This window comes from Dactylosporangium sp. CA-139066 (assembly GCF_050936175.1).
Lineage (GTDB): Bacteria > Actinomycetota > Actinomycetes > Mycobacteriales > Micromonosporaceae > Dactylosporangium.
This window is the reverse complement of record NZ_JBNJNH010000001.1, coordinates 3,677,849-3,692,780: the sequence shown is the minus strand read 5'-3', so window position 1 is coordinate 3,692,780 and position 14,932 is coordinate 3,677,849. Positions and strand designations below refer to the sequence as shown.

At 72.2% G+C, this 14,932-nt stretch carries 13 protein-coding genes; 6 read left to right on the top strand and 7 right to left on the bottom strand.

The window, feature by feature from the left end; translation table 11 throughout:
• Positions 1–8 precede the first annotated feature (8 nt).
• From ACQEVU_RS16855 to ACQEVU_RS16830, 6 genes are all read right to left on the bottom strand, one after another.
• Positions 9–980, bottom strand: a complete 972-nt coding sequence (locus tag ACQEVU_RS16855; protein WP_433324438.1) for an Acg family FMN-binding oxidoreductase — start codon at positions 978–980, stop codon at positions 9–11.
• On the bottom strand, positions 980–3,355 hold the full coding sequence (locus ACQEVU_RS16850; RefSeq protein ID WP_433324436.1) for a phosphoketolase family protein: 2,376 nt from the start codon (positions 3,353–3,355) through the stop codon (positions 980–982). The genes ACQEVU_RS16855 and ACQEVU_RS16850 overlap by 1 nt, the downstream gene beginning before the upstream one ends.
• 57 nt (positions 3,356–3,412) lie before the next feature.
• Positions 3,413–3,736 carry a hypothetical protein gene (locus ACQEVU_RS16845; protein ID WP_433324434.1) on the bottom strand — a complete coding sequence of 108 codons (324 nt, stop codon included), beginning with the start codon at positions 3,734–3,736 and terminating at the stop codon, positions 3,413–3,415.
• Positions 3,737–3,891: 155 nt separating this feature from the next.
• Positions 3,892–6,525, bottom strand: coding sequence for a bifunctional acetaldehyde-CoA/alcohol dehydrogenase (gene adhE / locus ACQEVU_RS16840; protein WP_433324432.1), 2,634 nt, complete (start codon positions 6,523–6,525; stop codon positions 3,892–3,894).
• A 57-nt stretch (positions 6,526–6,582) separates the two neighbouring features.
• On the bottom strand, positions 6,583–6,990 hold the full coding sequence (locus tag ACQEVU_RS16835) for a pyridoxamine 5'-phosphate oxidase family protein (RefSeq protein WP_433324430.1): 408 nt from the start codon (positions 6,988–6,990) through the stop codon (positions 6,583–6,585).
• Between the two features lie 318 nt (positions 6,991–7,308).
• Positions 7,309–7,995, bottom strand: coding sequence for a CBS domain-containing protein (locus ACQEVU_RS16830; protein ID WP_433324428.1), 687 nt, complete (start codon positions 7,993–7,995; stop codon positions 7,309–7,311).
• A gap of 172 nt (positions 7,996–8,167) precedes the next feature.
• Here ACQEVU_RS16830 and ACQEVU_RS16825 point away from each other — a divergent pair, with 172 nt between their 5' ends.
• The 4 genes from ACQEVU_RS16825 to ACQEVU_RS16810 all read left to right on the top strand — a co-directional run bounded on the left by ACQEVU_RS16825 (position 8,168) and on the right by ACQEVU_RS16810 (position 12,532).
• Complete coding sequence (locus ACQEVU_RS16825) at positions 8,168–8,950, top strand: universal stress protein (RefSeq protein WP_433324426.1); 783 nt, start codon at positions 8,168–8,170, stop codon at positions 8,948–8,950.
• 118 nt (positions 8,951–9,068) lie between these two features.
• On the top strand, positions 9,069–9,659 hold the full coding sequence (locus ACQEVU_RS16820) for a hypothetical protein (protein ID WP_433324424.1): 591 nt from the start codon (positions 9,069–9,071) through the stop codon (positions 9,657–9,659).
• Positions 9,660–10,163: 504 nt separating this feature from the next.
• On the top strand, positions 10,164–10,709 hold the full coding sequence (locus tag ACQEVU_RS16815; protein ID WP_433324422.1) for a TetR/AcrR family transcriptional regulator: 546 nt from the start codon (positions 10,164–10,166) through the stop codon (positions 10,707–10,709).
• Positions 10,710–11,560: 851 nt separating this feature from the next.
• On the top strand, positions 11,561–12,532 hold the full coding sequence (locus ACQEVU_RS16810) for a medium chain dehydrogenase/reductase family protein (RefSeq protein WP_433324420.1): 972 nt from the start codon (positions 11,561–11,563) through the stop codon (positions 12,530–12,532).
• A 52-nt stretch (positions 12,533–12,584) separates the two neighbouring features.
• Here ACQEVU_RS16810 and ACQEVU_RS16805 read toward each other — a convergent pair whose 3' ends face one another.
• The gene (locus ACQEVU_RS16805) at positions 12,585–13,418 is read right to left on the bottom strand and encodes a class I SAM-dependent methyltransferase (protein ID WP_433324418.1); all 834 of its coding nucleotides are present in this window, start codon (positions 13,416–13,418) and stop codon (positions 12,585–12,587) included.
• Between the two features lie 63 nt (positions 13,419–13,481).
• Between ACQEVU_RS16805 and ACQEVU_RS16800 the strand changes: the two genes are divergently transcribed.
• Complete coding sequence (locus ACQEVU_RS16800) at positions 13,482–14,132, top strand: TetR/AcrR family transcriptional regulator (protein WP_433324416.1); 651 nt, start codon at positions 13,482–13,484, stop codon at positions 14,130–14,132.
• 91 nt (positions 14,133–14,223) lie between these two features.
• On the top strand, positions 14,224–14,859 hold the full coding sequence (locus ACQEVU_RS16795) for a calcium-binding protein (protein ID WP_433324414.1): 636 nt from the start codon (positions 14,224–14,226) through the stop codon (positions 14,857–14,859).
• The last annotated feature ends 73 nt before the right edge of the window (positions 14,860–14,932 follow it).

Sequence of the window (14,932 nt, the reverse complement as noted above, 5' to 3'; positions counted from 1 at the left end):
CGCGCCGGTCACGCGTCGGGGGGCTCGACCGCGATGACCTCGTCGGCCGGCAGCCGCGGGGTGTGCGGCGGCCCGGCGTGGTCCGGGTCGGCGGTCCCGAGCCGCAGGACCAGGTACGGGTAGCCGAGCTCGCCGAGCATCCGCCGCAGGGCCTGCCGCGTGAAGTCCAGCTCCACCGGGCTGCTCAGGGGCAGTACCGCCGCGCCGTGCTCGGTGGCGGTCAGCCACAGCTGCGACAGGGCCTCGCCCGCCCGCAGCCAGTCGGCCGGCTCGTCGCCGTCGCCGTACAGGATGGCGTACGACGCGGCGGTGTCGTGGCCCGCGCCGGCCGCCAGCGTGCCGGAGACGCCGAAGTCGCGCTCGGCGACGGTGGTGAGCGGCAGCTCGGACGGGATGACGGCGTCGGGCAGGCCCGTGCCGCCGGGGCGGTCACCGCCCACCCAGGCCTCCGTCTCGGCCCGCATCCGCTCGTCGTGCCGCTCCGCCTCGCCCGAGTGCTCGATCATGACGGCGAGCTGCAGCACCTGGTCGCGGTTCAGCACGTGCAGGCGGGCGCCGGCGGCGCGGGCCGCTTCGGTGAGCGCCTCGCGCACGGCCTCCGGGACCGGCTCGTCGCTCACCACGCGCCGGTCGGTGTGCCGCACGCGCAGCAGCTGCATGCGCTGCATGGCGTGCGGGTCGGCGTCGGACCGGCCGACCGCGTGCACGACGGCCAGCGGCGCGCCGGCGGGGCGCTCCACGCGGGCCTGCCAGCCCTCGGCGGCCAGGCCGACGAGGGCGTGGTGCAGCGCCGCGCCGCAGCTGAGGGTCATGAGGCGGCCGTCGGGGTCCTGCTCCAGAAGCTGCCTTTGCGGTACCGCATAAAGCTCCGAAGCATCCCCGCGGACCACCCAGCGCCATGGTTGCGTGTTGTGCACCGACGGCGCCAGCCGGGCGGCATCGGCCGCCGCGGCCAGCGCTTCGGTCGCGGTCACGGTCATCACAGGCTCCAGTCCCGCACGTCCGGCATGTCCTCGAGGTGCTCGACCACGTACGTGTCGTGGTCGGCCAGCTTGCGCTCGCACCACGCCTTGAGGTCGGTCGCGCCCGGCGGCAGCCGCTTGGCGTTGTTGATGGCGTCGATCACGAGGTGGTACCGCGAGACCCGGTTGCGCACCGTCATGTCGAACGGCGTCGTGGTCGTGCCCTCCTCGATGAACCCGCGCACCCGGAACCGGTCGGCGTCGGGCCGGCCGTGCACCAGCTGGTGGATCGCGCCCGGGTAGCCGTGGAAGGCGAAGATGACGTCGACGGTGTCGGTGAACAGCTCCGTGAACTGGGTCTCGCTCATCCCGTGCGGGTGGTCCTTGCGCCGCGGCAGCGTCATCAGGTCGACGACGTTCACGACGCGCACCCGGAACTTCGGCAGCCGCTCCCGCAGGATCTGCGCCGCCGCCACGGTCTCCATCGTCACCACGTCACCCGCGCAGGCGAGCACGATGTCGGGGTCGGAGGTGCCGTCGTCGGTGCCGGCCCACTCCCAGATCCCGGCGCCGCGGGCGCAGTGGGCCGCCGCCGTGTCCATGTCGAGCCACTGCAGCTGCGGCTGCTTGTCGATGACGATCAGGTTGATGTACGAGCGGGAGCGCAGGCAGTGGTCGGCGACCGACAGCAGGCAGTTGGCGTCCGGCGGCAGGTAGACGCGGGCCACGTCGCCGCGCTGCGTCAGCACGACCTGGATCAGGCCCGGGCCCTGGTGCGAGAAGCCGTTGTGGTCGTTGCGCCACGCGGTCGAGGTGAGCAGCACGTTGAGGCTCGGGACCTTCGCCCGCCAGGCCAGCCGCTTGGCCTCCTGCAGCCATTTTCCGTGCTGTACCGTCTGCGACGCCGACACCATCGCGAACGCCTCGTAGGTGGCGAAGATGCCGTGGCGGCCCGTGAGGTTGTACCCCTCCAGCCAGCCGTGGCAGTTGTGCTCCGACAGCACCTCCATGACCCGCCCGTCGCGGGAGATCGCCACGTCGTCGGCGGTGACCCGCTCGGCGAACGCGCGGTCGGAGACCTCGAACACCGCGCCGAGGCGGTTGCTGTTGGTCTCGTCGGGGCAGAACAGGCGGAAGCGGTCGGGGTTGTCGCGGTACACGTCGCGCAGCAGTTCGCCGAGGCGGCGCGTGGACTCGGCGCGCCGGGTGCCCGGCTCGGGCACGTCGACGGCGTACTTGCGGAAGTCCGGCAGGTCCAGGTCCTGCGTGAGCACGCCGCCGTTGGCGTGCGGGCTCGCGCTCATCCGCAGGTCACCCTCGGGGGCGAGGTCGCGCACCAGCGGTACCGGGACGCCGTGCTCGTCGAAGAGCTCCTCCGGCCGGTAGGAGCGCATCCACTGCTCGAGCAGCGCCAGGTGCTCCGGGTTCTCCTTGACGCCGGCCAGCGGCACCTGGTGCGAGCGCCACGTGCCGGTCACCTGCACGCCGTCGACCTCGGCCGGGCCGGTCCAGCCCTTCGGGGACCGCAGGATGATCATCGGCCAGCGCGGGCGCGTGCCGTCCCACGCGCCGTCGCGGGCCGCCCGCTGGATCGCCCGGATCCTGCTCCAGGCCTGGGCGAGCGTCTCGGCGAAGCGGTGGTGCATGCCCGGCAGGTCGTCGCCGGACACCTCGAGCACGTCGTAGCCGTGCCCCTCCAGCAGCGAGCGGACCTCGGTCGGGTCCTTACGCCCGAGCACGGTCGGACCGGCGATCTTCGCGCCGTTGAGGTGCAGGATCGGCAGCACGGCGCCGTCGCGGGCCGGGTTGAGGAAGGAGATGCCCTTCCACGAGCCCTCCAGCGGGCCGGTCTCGGCCTCGCCGTCGCCCACCACGGCGATGCTGAGCAGGTCGGGGTTGTCCATCACGGAGCCGAACGCGTGCACCAGCACGTAGCCGAGCTCGCCGCCCTCGTGGATGGAGCCGGGCGTGGTCACCGAGACGTGGCTGGGGATGCCGCCGGGGCTGGAGAACTGCCGGAACAGCCGCAGCATCCCGGCCTCGTCCTGGGAGACCGCGGGGTAGATCTCGCTGTACGTGCCCTCCAGGTAACCGGCGGCGACGAGGGCCGGCCCGCCGTGCCCGGGGCCGGCGAGGTAGATCGCCTGCTGACCGGTGAGCTTGATGAGCCGGGAGACGTGGGCGTAGATGAACGACAGGCCCGGGCTGGTGCCCCAGTGACCCAGCAGCCGCGGCTTGATGTCGCCCGGCTCGAGCGGGCGGCGCAGCAGCGGGTTGGCCTGCAGATAGATCTGTCCGATGGTGAGGTAGTTGCCGGCCCGCCACCACGCGTCGAGCCGTGCGACGTCGTCGTCGCTGAGCTGACCGACCTGGTGTTCCGCGACAGTGGTCACCGCTGTTTCCTTCCGTCGGATTCGGTACCGCCCGGGCCCGGAGGGCCGCGGCAGGCGTCATGATTCGATGCACGGCTGTCCCGGCAGCCGGACCACGTCGGTGCCGGAGCGCCGCGCGGCGGCCGGAACAGGTTCAGTCTCGGCGACGGGGACCCCGATGCGCATCGCAATCGCCGGACTGCTCACGCCGCCGAGCAGGCGCCGCAGCGCGCCGCGCACGGCGTCCACCTCGATCACCTCGCAGATCGGTGAGGCGGCCAGGCCGCGCGCCGTCAGCGTCAGCCACACCTCGGACAGCGCCTCGCCCGCGGCAAGGGCGCGCAGGGCCGCGAGCGACGCCTCGGCGACCTGGTCGACTTCGGCGCGCGGTGGCTGTGCCATGACCTGCTCCCCTCGGCGGCGTGCCTCACTTGCTCCGGATCCAGGATCCCGCCGCGCCCGCACCCGCCGGCAGGGCCGGACGTCACGACCTCACGGGGCCGAGGGTCCCATGGCCGCCGGTGCCGTGCTCGGCGATCGCGGCGGCCCGGGTGCCGTCACGCGCGGCCGTAGTAGGCGGCGCGCATGAGTTCGCGCAGGTCGGCCAGCATCGGCAGGCGCGGGTTGGCCGGGGCGCACTGGTCGAGGTACGCGTTCATCGCCTGCTGCGGCAGCGCCTCGAGGAACGCCCGCTCGTCGACGCCCACCGCCTGGAAGGACGGCTCGATGCCGACGTCGGCGCGCAGCCGCTCGACCGCGCCGGCGAAGGACTCCACGCCCTCCTGCGGGGTGGCGGCGGGCAGGCCCAGCATCCGGGCGATGTCCTGGAACCGTTCCGGCGCGACATAGCGCTCGTACTTCGGCCACGCCGTCAGCTTCGCCGGCACCCGGCCGTTGTGGCGGATGACGTGCGGCAGCAGGATCGCGTTGGTGCGCCCGTGCGCGATGTGGAACGTCGCCCCGAGCGTGTGCGCGCACGCGTGCACGATGCCCAGGAACGCGTTGCCGAACGCCATCCCGGCGATGGTGCCCGCGTTGTGCATCTTCTCCCGGGCCCGCGGGTCGGCGCCGCCGCGGTGCACGGCCGCGGGCAGGTTCTCGAACACGAGCCGGATCGCGTGCAGCGCCAGGCCGTCGGTGTAGTCGCTGGCGTACACCGAGACGTAGGCCTCGATCGCGTGCGTCAGCGCGTCGAAGCCGCTGTCGGCGGTGACGGCCGGCGGCAGGTCGGCGGTGAGCACCGGATCGACGATCGCGACGCTCGGGGTCAGCGCGTAGTCGGCGAGGGGGTACTTCATCCCGGTCCTGGTGTCGGTGATGACGGCGAACGGCGTGATCTCGGCGCCGGTGCCCGACGTCGTCGGGATGCACACCAGGCGGGCGAGGCGCCCCAGCGTCGGGAACGTGAAGGCGCGCTTGCGAATGTCGAAGAACTTCTCGCGCATGTCGGCGAACTCGGTGCCGGGGTGCTCGTACAGCAGCCACATCACCTTCGCCGCGTCCATCGGCGAGCCGCCGCCGAGCGCGATGATGGTGTCGGGCCGGAACGCGCGCATGAGCTCGGCGCCGCGCTCGACGGTCGCCATCGTCGGCTCCGGCTCCACGTTGTCGAGGATCTGCACCGTGACCGGGTTGGGGCCCTGCCGCAGCGCGCCGCGGATGCGGTCGACGTACCCCAGCCGCGTCATCGTCGGGTCGGTGACGATGGTGACCCGGTGCACGTCCGGCATGTCGGCGAGGTAGCGGATCGCGTTGGGCTCGAAGTAGATTCTCGGCGGGATCTTGAACCACTGCAGGTTGTTGGTGCGCCGCCCGACCCGCTTGATGTTGAGCAGGTTGAGCGCCGAGACGTTGCCGGACACCGAGTTGCGCCCGTAGCTGCCGCAGCCGAGGGTCAGCGAGGGCACGAAGGCGTTGTACACGTCGCCGATGCCGCCCTGGGACGAGGGCGAGTTCCAGATGATCCGCACCGCCCTCACCCGCCGCCCGTACTCCTCCGCGGCGGCCGCGTCAGCGGCGTGGATGGCGGCGCTGTGGCCGAGGCCGTCGAGCTCGACCATCCGCTCGGCCAGCGCGAAGCCGTCCTCGCGCGAGGCCGCGCGCAGCACGGCGAGCACCGGGCACAGCTTCTCGCGGGTGAGCGGCTCGGCCGGCCCGACCTCGTCGCACGGCACGAGCAGCACGGACGTGTCCGGCGGCACCTCGAAGCCGGCGGCCTGCGCGATCCACGCGGCCGAACGCCCGACGACGTCGGCGTTGAGCCGGCCCTTGCCGAAGACGAGCTCCTCCAGCCGCTTCTTCTCCTCGGCCGTGGCCACGTGGGCGTGCAGCCGCCCGAACTGCTCCAGCGCCGCCTCGGCGATCGGCTCGTCGAGGATCACCGCCTGCTCGGAGGCGCAGATCATGCCGTTGTCGAACGTCTTGGACACCACGATGTCGTGCACGGCGCGGACCACGTCGGCGGTGCGGTCGACGTACGCGGGCACGTTGCCCGGGCCGACGCCGAGGGCCGGCTTGCCGGCCGAGTACGCGGCGCGGACCATGGCCGCGCCGCCGGTGGCCAGGATGACCGCCACGCCGGGGTGGGCCATCAGCGCCTGCGTCGCCGCGATCGACGGCTCCTCGATCCACTGGATGCAGTGGCGTGGTGCCCCGGCGGCCACGGCGGCGTCGCGCACGACGCGGGCCGCCTCGGCGCTGCAGCGCTGCGCCGACGGGTGGAACGCGAACACGACCGGGTTGCGGGTCTTCAGCGCGATGAGCGCCTTGAACACCGTCGTCGAGGTCGGGTTGGTCACCGGGGTGACGGCGCACACGACGCCGACCGGCTCGGCGATCTCGACGATGCCGTTGATCTCGTCCCGGGCGACCACGCCGACGGTACGCAGGCCGGCCAGGCTGTGCGCGATGTGCTCCGAGGCGAAGACGTTCTTGACCGCCTTGTCCTCGAACACGCCGCGGCCGGTCTCCTCGATCGCCAGCTCCGCGAGCGGCCCGTGCCGGCTCAGCGCGGCGACGGAGGCCTTCTTCACGATGTGGTCCACGCGCTGCTGGTCCAGTCCGGCGTACTCGTCCAGGGCCTCGAGGGCCCGGCTCACCAACCGGTCGATCACCGCCGTCACGTCCCTTTCCGTGTCTGTCAGCGCCGCGGCGATACCGCGGGCCAGCTGCCCCGTATCCGTCGCCCTCACCGTGGCACCGCGCACCGTGCGCCGCCCGGGCCGCAGGTCCCGTCCCGGCGGGACCGCCTACGCGGCCGGCGCGAGCTCGTACCCGGTCACCAGGTCGCAGTCGATGCCGATCACGCAGTTCATGGGCTCGTCGACCCACGGCTCCAGCTCCCGCTCGTAGCGGGCCAGCCGCGCCTCGTCGAGGACCAGCCGGGCGGCGCCGGTGACCACCACCGTCCAGCCCGAGCGGCGCTCGAGGTCGATCACGTCGGCCTCATAGGCGACGACCACGGCACCGTCGGTCGTGGCCGACGCCGCAAGGCTGGTCGCGAGGCGGCTGCGGATCACGATCGTGTCGCCGTCGACGAGATGGTTCACCGGCCGGATCGCGGGCAGCGCGCGCAGTGTGAACACCACCCGGCCGACCGGCACCGAGGCCAGCAGTTCCAGGCAGCGTTCCCGGCCGAGCGGTCGTAACGACGTCATGGGTTTCCCTCCTTGGTACCGCGGCACTCTGCTCCGTGCACGCCCGGCCCGCCAGGGGCGAAAGTCCGCTCCGCACCGGGACCTCGCGACCGCGCGGGCCGTTGCGGCCGGCCCGGAGGGACCAATGCCTCTGCCGCCGGGTGGACGGCCGGACGACGCTGGGCGCATGAACGAGCGGTTGTCCGACAGCGCGGCCGCCGCGGCCCTGAAAGCGGCCGCCGCCGCGCCCTCGATCCACAACACCCAGCCCTGGCGGTTCCGCTTCGACGGCACCGCCTTCGACGTCTTCGCCGACGAGCGGCGCGGGCCCGTGGGTGTTCAGAACATGACGGCCGGGCGGAATGGCCGCGGCTCGTCCTCGATCACCGCCGACAGGTGGCTGACCACGTCCACGACGCCGTCGACCCGCTCGACCTGGCGGACCACCGACGGGATGACCACCGCGTGCTCGACCTGCCCCAGCAGCGTCACCACGCCGTCGTCGACCTCGACGCGCACCTGCGACGCCTCGACGCCGACCAGCCCGTGCAGCGCCTCCTGCCGGATCTCCCGGCGGATGTCGTCGTCGGAGCGCAGGAACACCTTCAGCAGGTCCCGCCGCGTCACCATGCCGATCAGCCGCCCCAGGTCGTCGACCACGGGCAGGCGCTTGAGCTCGGCCGACTCCATGACCCGGGCCGCCGCGACGAGCGACGTCGTGCCCATGACGGTGATGGCCGGCGCGCTCATGAGCTCCCCCGCGGCCGTCGCGTGCGCCTTGCCGCGGGCCTGCCGCGTGTGCCGGCTCTCGAACAGCCGCGGCCGGTCGTCCTCGCCCGCGAACTCGATCTTCGGCATGAGGTCGGCGGAGGAGACCACCCCGACCACCCGCTCGAACGCGTCGACCACCGGCACGGCGTTCACCCCGTGCGCCTCGAGCAGGTCGACGATCTCCTTGAACGGCGTGTCCTCCTGGACCGACACCGCCCCCACGGTCATCACGTCCGCGACGTTCCAGCGGCTCATCTGTGGCCTCCTTCATCGTGTCCTCACGTCACGCCCCGACCGTACGGTCGCCCCGTGCCGCCAGGCAGGGCCCAACGGCACCGTCGCGGCGAGCCGTTGTCCCCTGCCGGGCGGCCGCCGCCGGTGGCAGCGTCCAGAGTGGACAACTCCACCGATGGCAAGGAGGACGGCCATGAACGGCACCGATGTGATCGTCGGCATCGACGGCACCGCAGCGAGCGATGCGGCCCTGCGCTGGGCCGCGGCCGAGGCGGCCCGCGAGGGCGCGCGGCTGCGGGTCGTCCTGGCCGCGCCCCGCGCCGGCGAGTGGGCCACGCTCACCGTCGCGGCGGCCGTGCACGCGACCCGCGCCGCCCGGCCCGGGCTCGAGGTCACCGGCCGCACGGTCGTCGGCGACCCGGCCGACGTGCTCACCTGCGTTGCGGCCGGCCCCGCGCTGGTCGTCGTCGGCAGCCACGACCGCACCGCGCTGGCCGAGGCGCTGCACGGCGCGACCGGCACCCGCGTGGCCATGCGCGCCCGCGGCCATGTCGTCGTGGTGCGCGGCCGCGCCGACGCCGGCACCGGCCCGGTCGCCGTCGGCGTCGACGGCTCGCACACCGACAACCGGCTGCTCTCCACCGCGTTCGAGCACGCGGCCCGGCACCGCTGCGAGGTCGTCGCGGTCCGCGCGGTGCCGGCGCCGGACCCGGACCGGGTGACACTGCTGGCCGAGCTCACCGACGACCTGGAGCGGTGGCACCAGAAGTACCCCACCGTGCCCGCCTTCGCCCGCACGCCCGCCGGCGACCCGGCGAGCGCGCTGGTCGACGTCTCCGGGGAGGCCCGCCTGCTCGTGGTCGGCGGCCGCGCCCACGGACCCGCCGCCGCGCTGCTGGCCGGCTCGGTGGGCCAGCGCCTGCTGTACCACTCGCGGTGCCCGCTGCTGTTCGTCCACAACGGGCTGCGGGACTGACGACCGTACCCCTGGTGGGTCTTCGGTCCTTCCGGGTGGGGCGTTTCGGCACAGGCGCGGACGCGGCGCGGCGGGCAGGCTGAAGCCATCGAAGAGAGCCGAACAGGAGGCCGGAGCCATGAGCACCTCGCACATCCAGCACACCGCCGCCAACCACCTCGAGCGGGTCGAGGCCCCGGGCAGCATGCTCACCCGTACCGCCGCGAAGGCGCTCGCCGTCGTCCGGTACGCCACCGGCTTCGTGTTCCTGTGGGCGTTCGCCGACAAGCTGCTCGGCCTCGGGTACTCGACCCCGTCGGCCAAGGCCTGGATCAACGGCGGCAACCCGACCAAGGGCTTCCTGAGCTCGGTGAAGGCCGGACCGCTGGAGTCCGCGTTCCACTCGATGGCCGGCACCTGGTGGGCCAACGCCCTGTTCATGTTCGGCCTGCTCGGCGTCGGCCTGGCCCTGATCGCCGGCGTCGGCCTGCGCATCGCCGCCGCCTCGGGCACCCTGATGATGGCCATGATGTGGCTGGCCGAGTTCCCGCCGGCCCAGCACACCTCGGCGGGCGCGCCCACCGGCTCGACCAACCCGCTGACCGACTACCACTTCATCTACGCTGCGGTGATGATCGCGCTGGCCGCCGCCTACGCGGGCCACACCTGGGGCCTGGGGCGGCTGTGGGCGAAGCTCCCCTTCGTCCAGCGCAACCGCTGGCTCATCTGATCGCGCCGCTCCTTAAGGCCCGGGCCATACGGCCCGGGCCTTGCGCTGTCGTGTTGCGCCGCTCCTTGCGCCGTCCTCTGCGCCTTCTTCCGCGCCGCTCCTTGCGCCGTCCTCTGCGCCTTCTTCCGCGCCGCTCGTTGCGCCGTCCTCTGCGCCTTCTTCCGCGCCGCTCGTTGCGCCGTCCTCTGCGCCTTCTTCCGCGCCGCCCTTCGCGTTTTCGTTCGCGCCGCCCTTCCCGCAGCCACTCGCGCGGCCACTCGCGCGGCCACTCGCGCGGCCGTCTGCGCCGCTCCTTGCGCTGTTGATTGCGCTGGCCGACCTCACGTCTGGGCGAACTGAACCGCTCGACCGGCCTCGCCAACACCGCCCGCCCCGTCGGCTTTCCGATGCCCCGCGATGGGATGATCCGAACAATTACGGACATTTGAGTCCTCGATCCGTCCCTCCCGCGGGACGACCGGACGCGGGTTGACAGAGAAAGTTTGTAAGTGTGTACTGACTTACATGCGAAGCACCGCCGAGGCCCGCCGGGCCGCCGTCCTCAACGCCGCAGTGGCCACGTTCGCCCGAACCGGCTACCACGCGACCCCGGTGACCGCGGTCGCCGCCGCGGCCGGCATCTCGGAGGCGTACGCACTGCGCCTGTTCGGCGGCAGCAAGCAGGGCCTGTTCGTGGCGGCGGTCGAGGCCTGCTACGACCGCATCTACACGACACTGGAGCGCGCCGTCGCGGAGTCCGGCACGGAAGATGTGGAGCAGCGCATCGAGGCCATGGGCGAGGCCTACGCCAAGCTCATCGCCGACAAGGACCTGCTGTTGCTGCAGGTCCACGCCCAGGGCGCCAGCGACAACGAAGAGGTCAGGGCAACGGTGCGGGCCGGCTACAAGCGGCTGGTGCTCTTCATGGCCAACCTGGGCGCCACCGGTGCACAGATCCAGGAGTTCATCGCGTACGGCCAGCTGTGCCACCTCATCGTCACCGCCGGCCTCGACGACGTGCGGGACTCATGGGCCAAGGCGGTGACGTCCGGCATGCGCCACGTGAAGTAGCCGGCTCGTCCTGTCACCCACGCTTGTAAGTGAGTGCACACAAACAAACCGGACGACCCGGTCCCGAACGCGCAACGTGCTCCACCTTCGACTGCCCGCGGATGTAAGTCAGTCCACACTTACAAACAAGAGCTACGACCCGGACCCCGCAACCAACTGCGACGACAAGCACCGCGAGCCTCGACCAGCCACGCGGCGCCGCAACACCAGCACGACGTGCAGGCACAACACCGACCACCAGCAGACGCAACACAGCGACGAGCAGGCACCACACCGACCACCAAGCAGGCGCGACGACAGTGCCGACTCGCGCCCGGAGTTGTAAGTCAGTACGCACAAACAAACTAAGCAAGCGTCAGGCGGCAAGCGATCAACGCGACACCGCCGGCCGCCGCCCGCCCATGTAAGTCAGTGCACACAAACAAACAAGCAGCGTCGGGCGGCAATGATCAACTCTGCTGGCCGCTGGCCGCTGGGCGCCGATGTAAGTCAGTACACACAAACAAACCAAGCGACGTCAGGCGGCGAGCGACCAGCGCGAGAGAGAGACCGCCGGCTGCTGGGCGCGGATGTAAGTCAGTACACACAAACGAACCAGGCGACGTCAGGCGGCGAGCGATCAACGCGAGAAAGAGACCGCCGGCTGCTGGGCGCCGATGTAAGTCAGTACACACAAACAAACCAAGCGACGTCAGGCGGCGAGCGATCAACGCGAGAAAGAGACCGCCGGCTGCTGGGCGCGGATGTAAGTAAGTGCACACAAACAAACTTGGAGGTCGAGAGGCATGAACGGGATCACCGCCGTTACCGAGGTCGTGTTGCCGGGGGTTGTTGAACCCGAAGGGCTCATCGTGCGAGAGAGGGCGATCGAGGCGCCGGGCGCCGGGCAGGCGCTCGTGAGCGTTGAGGCCACTGGCGTCTCGTTCGCGGAGCAGCAGATGCGGCGCGGCAAGTACTACGACCAGCCGGCGTTTCCGTTCACCCCCGGGTACGACCTCGTGGGGCGGGTCGAGGCGGTCGGCGACGGCGTCGATCCGGGGCTGGCCGGGCGGCGGGTCGCGGCGGTGACCAAGATCGGCGGGTGGGCGACCGTGGCGGTCGTCGACGCCGGGGACCTCGTGCCGGTGCCCGACGGCGTCGACCCCGCGGCCGCCGAGACCGTCGTCGTCAACGGGGTCACCGCCTGGCAGATGCTGCACCGCAGCGCGAAAGTCCAGGCGGGCGGGACGATCCTCGTGCACGGGGCCAACGGCGGCGTCGGCTCCACGCTCACCCAGCTTGCCCGGCACCACGGCATCCGCGTGGTCGGCACCGCCTCGCCGCGCCACCACGACAAGGTCCGGGCGCTCGGGGGCGAGCCGCTCGACTACCGCTCCCCCGACCTCGCCGCCCGCGCTCGGGAGCTGGCGCCGGACGGGTACGACGCCGTGTTCGACCACGTCGGCGGGCCGGGCATCGTGGACTCCTGGCGGCTCGTCCGTCGCGGCGGGGCGCTCGTCTCATACGGTACGGCGGCCACCCGCGACGTCGCCGGCAACGCCCGCCTGCCCGTGCTCGGCCTGTTCGGGCGGCTGCTGTGGTGGAACCTCCTGCCCAACGGGCGCCGCGCCACCTTCTACAACCTGTGGGCCGGGCGGCGCCGGCGCGCGGCGTTCCAGGCGCGGCTGCGCGAGGACCTGACCAACGTGTTCGCGCTGCTGGCCGACGGCTCGCTGACGGCACAGGTCGCCGCCCGCATCCCGCTGCGCAACGCCGCCGAGGCGCTGCGGCTGGCCGAGTCGGGAACGACGGCCGGCAAGGTCGTCCTGGTCCCCGGCGCCTGACCCGCCCTCCGACGTACACGTCCTGCTCGCCCGGCTGCGGTTGCGGGGCTGATCACCCAGGGCGGCGCGCCGAGGCGAGCAGGCCCACGCCCGGGAGGTTCAGGGCGCCGGACGCCTCGGCGTAGGGCGCGACCGCGACCCGCAGGCGGCCTACGATCTCGGCCCGGTCCACCGGGGACAGGCCGGCCATCACGCGGACGAGCGGGCCGGCCAGTGCGGGAGTGCGCGACCACCACTCGTCGAACGACGCGACCCGCATCGGTATCGGCTCCTCGCGGACCTCGACGTCGCTCAGGCCGGCCGCCGCAAGCAACTGCGCCAGACGGCCGGCATCGTCGAGGGCGAACGGGCCCGGACGGCCGGGCGGCGGCAGGGGGCGACCGGCGACCGCGCTCACCGCGTCGAGCACCAGGCCCAGCCACGGGTTCGCGGACCTCGGGCCCCAGGTGGCGAGGGCTACGCGGCCGCCGGGGCGCAGTACACGAAAAATCTCGGCCGCCGCTCGCGAAGGGTCGACCGTGAACTGCAGGCCGTCACGGCACAGCACCGCGTCGAACGTGGCGTCCGGCTCGGCGATCTCCTCGGCGTCGAGGACCTTGGACGTGACCTTCGCGTGTTCACGAGCACGGGCCGCGGCCGCCGAGACCATCGGCGGGGCCACGTCGGAGAGCACCACCTCGGCGCCGAGCGCCGCGGCGGCCAGGCCCGTGCCGCCGGCGCCGCAGGCCAGCTCCAGCACGCGGCGGCCGGGCGCCACGGCGGCGGCGGAGAGCATCGCGGCGGTCAGGGCGGCGGCGCGGGCGTCGACGTACGACGCGTGCTCGGCCCAGCCGGAAGCCACTGCGGACCACATGCCATGGATCTCGGAGCGCACCTCGGTCGTCATCGCTGACCTCCTCGTGATTTGGCTACTCGTAACGAGTAGTGAATACTGTGAGATAGTAGCCAAATGACGAGCGGGGTCAACCCCAAGCGCCGATATGAGTCACCGCGGCGGCGCGAGCAGGCCGAGGCCACCCGCCGGCAGATCAGGCTGGGCGCGCAACGGCTGTTCGAGGAGCAGGGGTACCTCGCCACGACCATGGCGGCCGTCGCCACCGAGGCCGGCGTCTCGCTCAAGACCGTGTATCTGGCGTTCGACACGAAGAGCCGGCTGCTGCGCGCGGTGTGGGACGTGCTGCTGCGCGGGGAGGAGGACCGGCCGGTCGCCCAGGTCGAGTGGTTCACCGAGATGATGGCCGAGCCCGACCCGGTGCGGCAGCTGCGGCTCAACGCGCGCAACTCGCGGCGGGCCAAGGAGCGCATCGGGCCGCTGCTGCGGGCGATCCGCAATGCGGCACCGCAGGACCCGGACGTGGACGCGTTGTGGGAGCTGATCCAGACCGACTTCCACGCCAACCAGCGGGTGATCGTGGAGTCGCTGAAACGCAAGCACGCGCTCAAGAAAGACGTCGACGAGGCGACCGACATCCTGTGGGCACTCAACCATCCCGACGTCTGGCACCTGCTGACCGGGCGGCGCGGATGGACGCCGGAGCGGTACGAGCAATGGTTCGGCGACGCCAGCATCAGTGAGCTCCTGGGGACGCCTGTCGGATGAGCGACAGGGCCCGGCTCTGTGTCGTACGACGCGGAGCCGGGACGCCACGCGCGGTGTCATCGATGCGCATCCGAGCGGAGAGGACACCCCCATGAGACGCACCCTTCTTGCCGCCGCCGTCGCGATCACGCTGGCCGCCCCGGCGCCGGCGTGGGCGGGCGGGCCGGTCGGCACGCCGGCGCTGGACTGTTTCGGCCACCCGTACAGCCCCGCCCGAGCCATCTTCGCCGCCACCGACGGCACGCCGGCCACCCACGGCAAGAACGGCTACGAGGTCCACGGCACGACCGGTGACGACGTCATCTTCGGCTCCGACCGCAGCGACGACATCTACGGCGAGGGCGGTACCGACGTCATCTGCGGCGGCGACGGCGACGACTACATCGCCGCCGGCAACAGCGGCGACTGGCGCGACTACGCCACGATCGACGGCGGGAACGGCGACGACGACATCGACGGCGGCGACGGTGGGGACATCCTCTACGGCGGCCGCGGCAACGACATCATCTTCGGCTGGGACGGCGACGACGACCTGCACGGCCAGGGCGGCATCGACTCGCTGTTCGGCGGGGCCGGCCGCGACACCCTGCACTGCGGCAGCGACGGGGACAGCGGTACGACCCCCTACGGCATCACCGGCGACTACGGCGACGGCGGCATCGAGACCCCATTCGGCATCGACCCGCCAACCGGCACAGACTGCGAGAATCTCTACAACGTTCCATAAATCCCCTGTCAGGGTATAAATCCGAAATGTCGGGCGCGCCAGCGCCCGACATTTCGCGGACAAGCTCCTAGAA

Bases quoted from the DNA above. Each gene is read 5' to 3' on its own strand.
- ACQEVU_RS16855 (WP_433324438.1), bottom strand. From the start codon at position 980: ATGACCGTGACCGCGACCGAAGCGCTGGCCGCGGCGGCCGATGCCGCC.
- ACQEVU_RS16845 (WP_433324434.1), bottom strand. From the start codon at position 3,736: ATGGCACAGCCACCGCGCGCCGAAGTCGACCAGGTCGCCGAGGCGTCG.
- ACQEVU_RS16835 (WP_433324430.1), bottom strand. From the start codon at position 6,990: ATGACGTCGTTACGACCGCTCGGCCGGGAACGCTGCCTGGAACTGCTG.
- ACQEVU_RS16830 (WP_433324428.1), bottom strand. From the start codon at position 7,995: ATGAGCCGCTGGAACGTCGCGGACGTGATGACCGTGGGGGCGGTGTCG.
- ACQEVU_RS16825 (WP_433324426.1), top strand. From the start codon at position 8,168: ATGAACGGCACCGATGTGATCGTCGGCATCGACGGCACCGCAGCGAGC.
- ACQEVU_RS16820 (WP_433324424.1), top strand. From the start codon at position 9,069: ATGAGCACCTCGCACATCCAGCACACCGCCGCCAACCACCTCGAGCGG.
- ACQEVU_RS16815 (WP_433324422.1), top strand. From the start codon at position 10,164: ATGCGAAGCACCGCCGAGGCCCGCCGGGCCGCCGTCCTCAACGCCGCA.
- ACQEVU_RS16805 (WP_433324418.1), bottom strand. From the start codon at position 13,418: ATGACGACCGAGGTGCGCTCCGAGATCCATGGCATGTGGTCCGCAGTG.
- ACQEVU_RS16800 (WP_433324416.1), top strand. From the start codon at position 13,482: ATGACGAGCGGGGTCAACCCCAAGCGCCGATATGAGTCACCGCGGCGG.
- ACQEVU_RS16795 (WP_433324414.1), top strand. From the start codon at position 14,224: ATGAGACGCACCCTTCTTGCCGCCGCCGTCGCGATCACGCTGGCCGCC.